At 41.6% G+C, this 6,409-nt stretch carries 6 protein-coding genes; all 6 read left to right on the top strand.

The annotated features are described in order from the left end of the window. The coding region (locus ABIL00_07940) for an O-antigen ligase family protein (GenBank protein ID MEO0110689.1) at nucleotides 1-489 on the top strand (489 nt) is incomplete at its 5' end. A gap of 2 nt (nucleotides 490-491) precedes the next feature. Further along, nucleotides 492-2,009, top strand: a complete 1,518-nt coding sequence (locus ABIL00_07945) for an oligosaccharide flippase family protein (GenBank protein MEO0110690.1) — start codon at nucleotides 492-494, stop codon at nucleotides 2,007-2,009. Beyond that, nucleotides 1,999-3,204, top strand: a complete 1,206-nt coding sequence (locus ABIL00_07950) for a glycosyltransferase (protein MEO0110691.1) — start codon at nucleotides 1,999-2,001, stop codon at nucleotides 3,202-3,204. Before ABIL00_07945 ends, ABIL00_07950 begins: the two co-directional genes overlap by 11 nt. Further along, nucleotides 3,188-4,321: a glycosyltransferase family 1 protein gene (locus ABIL00_07955; protein MEO0110692.1), complete on the top strand. Its 1,134-nt coding sequence runs from the start codon at nucleotides 3,188-3,190 to the stop codon at nucleotides 4,319-4,321. The genes ABIL00_07950 and ABIL00_07955 overlap by 17 nt, the downstream gene beginning before the upstream one ends. Then, nucleotides 4,318-5,214 (top strand): glycosyltransferase family 2 protein, encoded by an 897-nt coding sequence (locus ABIL00_07960; protein ID MEO0110693.1) that lies wholly within the window; start codon nucleotides 4,318-4,320, stop codon nucleotides 5,212-5,214. The genes ABIL00_07955 and ABIL00_07960 overlap by 4 nt, the downstream gene beginning before the upstream one ends. Further along, nucleotides 5,215-6,409 (top strand): hypothetical protein (locus tag ABIL00_07965; protein ID MEO0110694.1); only part of this gene is annotated, 1,195 nt, incomplete at its 3' end.

The following is a 6,409-nucleotide window of genomic DNA, read 5'->3' on the forward strand; positions in this document are numbered from 1 at the left end:
GTAGAAAGATTATTAGGGGGACGATTTGCCAGTTTCAAAATTTTAGAATACGACGTCTCTTTGTTAGCCCGGATGGAATTGGGTAAGTATGTGATAGAAAAAGTGAGGCAATCTCCTTTTCTTGGTGTGGGATTAGCGGATTTTGTTCGCTACCGTTATTTTCCGACTTTAGGCCGGTTTAATGTCTATTTGCTGGATAATACTTATCTCCAGTTGCTTTGGAAGACCGGGATTTTAGGACTTACTCTATTTTTGGGGATGATGGGTTTTTTCCTTGCCCGCGCCTGGTTCATTTTAAAAAAAGGTAGGACTACCTTTGATAAGATAATTGGTTCCAGCATCTTTTTTTCGTTTTTAACCCTAATGATTAGTGGTTTACAGTGTGCCATTTTGGTTGGTTACCGATTTAATTTGGTTTGGGCAGTGCTCGCGGGAATTACTGAATTGAGAGCGAGGGAGATAAAAAACCAGATTGAGAGAAAAGATTAAAGATGTCTAACACTTACCAATCATTGGGGAAGAGATTAGTGATCGGGAGTAGTTACTATTATACCTCTCTTCTAATCAACAAGGCGATAACTACCATCTCTTCCATCTTTTTGGCTCGGACCCTTGGTCCAACCAATTTTGGGATGATTTCTATCGTCAATTATCTCCTCCTCCTCCTCCTTTTTTTTACCGGTTTTGGTATCCCTACCGCCAGTGTGAAATTAATCACCGCCTATTGGACAGAAGATAGAAGAGAAGCGAGTAGTTTCATCAGCAGTGCTTTTTTTATCAATCTGTTAATCATCATCTTAATCACCCTTTTCTATTATCTCTTAGCTCGGGATATTGCCTCTCGGATTTATCGCAACGAAAACTTAGCAGTCCTTTTTCGGATTAGCGCCTTTGCCCTCTTTTTCTTTTCTTTAATCCAGTACGGTAATTCGGTGGTTCAAGCATTAGGAGAGTTTAAGCACCTCTCCTTCCTTTTGATTTTCAACTCTTTGGTAAGCCTTATTCTCCTTATTCCCCTCACGAAATCTTTTGGGATTAAGGGAGCGGTTCTTTCTCAATCTTTAACAAGTCTATTCGTCTTTCTCCTCCTTTTGCGGATCTTTCAGTTTTTAAGAAACAGGTATCACCTTCTGCCTTTGGGGATCAGTTTTCATAAGATAAAAGAGCATTTCCCGAAATTGCTCTCCTTTGCCTTTCCCCTTTTCTTGTCCGGATTGGTGATGACCCCGGCTTTAACGATTTTAACTACCCTCCTTTCCCGACTCCGGAGTTTTCAAGAGGTTGGCTTCTTTAATGTCGGCTATTCTCTAACCCAAATCATACTCTTTCTTCCCACGGCAGTCGGTGTACCGTTTATCCCCTTGGCGAGTAGATTGGTAACGGAAGACCGGGAGAGATTAAAGGATTTTCTCTTGAAAACAATCTATGGGGTTAATATAATGGTGATGGTGATCTGTTTTCTTATGAGTTTTTTTGCTCACGAAATTATTCATCTCTTTTACGGTTCAAAATACGAATCCGCCCAGGAGATTCTCCTTCTTTTAGTTGCCGCCAGTTTTCTCACCAGTTTCGGCTACATCGTTGGTTATTATCTCCTGGCGGTTGGCAAGGTATGGTTGGGAACACTATTTAACCTAATCTGGTTTTTAATCGTTTTGGCGCCGGCATTTCCCCTTATTAAAAATTTGGGTTTAATCGGTTTAGGCTTCGCCTACTTTTTATCTTATGCTATCTTAGCGGTAATTTTTTGCTTCTATTTGAGAAACCACCTGAAAATAGGTATCCGGCAATTGGCGATGCAACTCCTTATCGGAACCGGATTCCTCGTCATCTTATTTCTGATAAGGATTCTCATCCCTAATGTCCGAGGCATAACTTTCTCTTCTCCTTTAGTCTTTATCTCTTTTGGCTTATTTTCCCTTTTTGTGCTTGCCACCCTCTTTTTAATCCCTAAGTCATTCAATAAAGAGATGATTATTGAACTAATAAAAAGGAGAAATGCTACATAGCGATTTTGATTGGGCATTTTTTGGTGCCGTACCCCACGATCATCTGCTCCGGGGTAGGACCGGCGCTTTGGTTGACGAATTGAGAAGACGAGACTTTTTTATCTATTACTTTGAGATACCGCCGGCTTCAGTCCTCCAGTATTTTAAGGATAAACTTTCCCACCGGCGCGGCTTTTTCAATTTTCTCTTCCCCCGACTCCGAATCCTTCCCAACTTGGCGATCTTTCCCCAACCACCAATCTTCCCGGCGGCTCGCTACGAAACCGACTCAATTCGGAAATTCAATCAGAAGCGTCAGGTAAAAAGGATTTTGAAAAATCTCCAGCCCCTTTGGGCGAAAAGGAAAAAGCCCGTAGTCGCATTAGTAGTTACCCCTTGGTGGTACGAGATTGTTGAGACGATTCACCAGAAGTTGCCCTTTACCTTAATCATTTACGATTGTATTGATGACCTGAGGGTTTTCTGTAAAGAAAAACAACTGGGCTATTATTCTAAACTCCAAAGAAAATTAGTCGCCAAAGCGGATTTAATCTTAATCTCGGCTCAAAAACTGAAAGAAGACATAATAAATCTTAAACCCGAGGCAAAGATTGCCTTCCTCCCTAACGGCGTTGACTTTGATTTCTTTTACCAAAACGGCTGGAATGCCCCCCCGCCTCCTGATTTAGAAAAACTCCCCCGTCCGATAATTGGTTTTGTCGGTTCTCTCTTCTCTTGGATTGATACCAATCTCATTTTTGCCGCGGCGAAGTCATTTCCTCAGGCATCCGTGGTCTTAGTCGGCCCGATGCGGGATATTAGAATACCAAAACTTCCCAACATTCATCTCTTAGGACCAAAGCCCTATTCCTTAATCCCGGCCTATATCAATAATTTTGATGTCTGCCTCATCCCTTTTATTGCTGACCCTCTTTCCGATAAGGTTGACCCGATTAAAGTCTATGAGTATTTAAGTTTGGGAAAACCGGTAGTGGCTTGTAATTTACAGGAATTGGAGAAAACGAAAGAGTTAATCTATTTATCTAATAACGAAAAGGATTTTATCCGATCAATCGCCGAAGCCCTTAAGGAGACGAAGGATGATGATTTGAAGGAAAGGAGGATAAAATATGCTCAGGAGAATTCTTGGAAGATTCGGGTTTCCGAACTTTTAACCATTGTGGGGAAGGAATTGAAAGGTGAAGGTCGCCATTGATCTCCTGCCTGCCAAGTCCCAGCATCACGGTGTCGGGGTTTATGTTACGAATATCTTAAAATATTTGATACCGAAGGCAAAGTCGTATACTTTTCTTCTTTACAAAAGAAAGAAAGGTATCCCGATTCCCAATCATGGATCTCACCGGAACTGGAAATGGAAAGAGATTAATTTCCCCACTCCTTTAAGGATAATTTGGGAACACTCCTCTCTCCCTTTCCTTTTGGCTAAGGAAAAGGTAAATTTACTTTGGAGCCCCTGCAATATTTTACCTTTAGTAAAGACCTGCCGATATTTAGTCACCATTCACGACCTGGCGCCTTTCCTATTACCTCTCTCCCTCCCCTTTACCCGGCGGATTTATTATCAGCAGGCGTTTTTTAATTCCATAAGAAAGGCAGATAAAATTATCGTTGTCTCCCAATCTTTGAAGTTTGATTTGATGAAGCTCTTTTCCATTCCCGAAGGAAAGATAGCCGTGATTCATAATGGTTTTGACGAAAACTTCCGACCGATAACCGATAAATTAACTCTTTCTCTCATTCGGGAAAAGTATCACTTACCCTCGGATTTTATTTTGACATTGGGCGTATTAGAACCGAAGAAAAATACGGAACGGTTATTATGGGCATACGCCGAACTAAAAAAATCTCTTCCCAATCTTCCGAAATTGGTGATTGGTGGTTCAAGAAAATATGGTTGGTTAAATACCCGTCTTTTACCAATGGTAAAAAACTTAAAATTAGCTGGGGAGGTTATTTTTCCGGATACCATCTTTCACGAAGACCTACCGGCGGTTTATAGTTTAGCAAAGGTCTTCATCTTGCCTTCTCTCTACGAAGGTTTTGGCTTGCCGGTCTTAGAGGCGATGGCTTGTGGCACACCGGTTGTCACTTCTAATATCTCTTCTTTACCCGAAGTGGCTGGGGATGCGGCAATTTTAGTGAATCCTTATGATGTCTCCGATATTGCCCGGGGAATAAAAGAGGCTTTACTTAATGAAAAGAAGAGGCAAGAGATGATAGAAAAAGGGTTAAAAAATGTCCAGAGATTTTCTTGGCGAAAGGCGGCCGAGGAGGTATTAGAAGTCTTGGAAGAAGTCTTAAAAAAAGGATGAAATTATCAATCGTCATTGTCAATTATAATTGTCGAGATTTCCTTCTCAGTTGTTTACAGAAATTGGCGGAATTCATCGGCGAATCTAAGGATTACGAAGTCTTTGTCGTTGATAATAACTCTCGGGATGGTTCAGCGAAAGCGGTGGCAGAAAAATTCCCTTGGGTGAATCTCATTGCCAATGACAGAAATCTCGGTTTTGCTCGGGCAAATAATCAAGCATTGAAATTAGCCAGAGGGGAGTATATCCTCCTTTTGAATCCTGATACCGAGGTGCCTCCTGAAACCTTAGAAAAGGTTTTAAGATATATGGATGAGAGGCAAGAGATCGGAGGTTTAACTTGTCGGGTGGAATTAGCGGATGGTAGTTTAGACCCGGCCTGCCACCGGGGTTTTCCCACTCCTGGGGCGGCGATCTCTTACTTTTTAGGCTTAGAAAAATTATTCCCAAAGAGTAGGCTCTTTGGAAGGTACCATATCACCTGGGAAAATCTAAAGAAGCCCCACGAGATTGATTCGCCCAGTGGCTGTTTTTTCTTATTTCGGCGGGAGGTATTAGAGCGGGTTGGTTATCTGGATGAGGACTATTTTCTTTATGGGGAAGATGTTGACTTTGCCTTCCGGATGAAAAAAAATGGTTATAAGATTATCTTCTATCCCGAAGTCAAAATTATCCATTACAAGGGGGTATCTTCCGGAGTGAAGAAGTCAAGTGCGCAGGTGACAACTGCTGATGAAGAGACGCGCCGGTTGGCGATCCGCTCCTTTTATCAGGCAAATTGGTTATTTTACCAAAAACATTTTGCTTCCCGGTATCCATTCTTTCTCAATTGGCTTTTTCGGTTTGGAATCTGGCTCTTAGAAAAGAAAAGCCTTCTCTCAAAAAGAATCTAAATGTCTCTTCTCTTTCTTCTCTCTTCCATTTTGGCAATTGAGGGTTATCCGGTAATTTTAGATATTACGACCACCTCCGATTGGACCGAACTCCATTTAGAAAATGTTTCCTTCCATTACCAGGGGGATACTGTGCTCTTAGGAAGAAATGAAGAATTCCGGTACGGCCTTTTAAGCATCCAAAAAAAAGACCTTGATACCTCTCGGACGCGGGTACAATTCTTCCTCTTTCTCCCTAAGGATTTACCCCCTTTCTTAGAATTTTTTGGCAAAAAAGGAAATTTGGGGCAAACAAATGTTACCCTTTTGAGTGAAGATAAAGAAGTCATCGCCCACTTTACCTACCAAGAGGAGAGTAAAGAGTTCTCCCTCTCAAAAGACTCTTTTAGAAACCTCTCGCTTCAGTCATTTTCTCTGCCAAAAAAGACTCTCCAATTCCCTCCCCTCGTCCTTGCTTTCTATTGCCTTTGGTATGGAGACAATTGGTTTGATCAAGGAAAGAAGCGAGTTGCCCATCAACCTCTCTTAGGGTTTTATTCTTCTCAGGACCACGCGGTATTAAAGAGGCACATCCTTTGGGCAAAAGAAGCCAAACTTGATGGTTTTATCATCTCCTGGTGGGGAAAGGACTCCCCTTTTGACCAAAATCTAAAAATTTTTCTCCCAATTTGTGAATCTCTGGATTTTAAGTTTACCCTCTATTTGGAAACAACCGAGGTGTTAGAAGAAGACCTCCAATATCTGGAAACAACTTATGCCCGAAGTCCTGCCTTTTTGAAGATCAATGGGCGTCCGGTAATTTTTATCTTCGTACGAGTGATTCAAGAAATATCCTTACCCAAATTACGGGAAATAAAATCCCCTTTTGATTTTATCATTTATGGTTACGCCCCTTCCCACCTTTCTGGTTTTTTAGGTTTTCACGAGTATTATCCCTGGTATAACAATTTGGCAGAAGCCAAAAAACGGTATCTTCTGGCGGGAGAGATTGCCCGCATAAAAAATAAACTTTACGCCGCTCCGGTGATTCCTGGTTACGACGACCGGAATTACCGTCAGCCGGGAAAATTAACCGACCGGGAAAAAGGTAATTTTTATAAAAAGAATTGGGAAGCGGTCTTAACTAGCGATCCGGATTGGATTTTAATCACCAGTTTCAACGAGTGGTTTGAAGGAACCGAGATTGAACCGAGTA

Source organism: candidate division WOR-3 bacterium, from assembly GCA_039801905.1.
GTDB lineage: Bacteria > Hydrothermota > Tepidihabitantia > Tepidihabitantales > JBDRVQ01 > JBDRVQ01.

What these genes read in the sequence shown, in the direction of transcription:
- ABIL00_07950 (MEO0110691.1), top strand. Translation starts at nt 1,999, where the DNA reads ATGCTACATAGCGATTTTGATTGGGCATTTTTTGGTGCCGTACCCCAC.
- ABIL00_07960 (MEO0110693.1), top strand. Translation starts at nt 4,318, where the DNA reads ATGAAATTATCAATCGTCATTGTCAATTATAATTGTCGAGATTTCCTT.
- ABIL00_07945 (MEO0110690.1), top strand. Translation starts at nt 492, where the DNA reads ATGTCTAACACTTACCAATCATTGGGGAAGAGATTAGTGATCGGGAGT.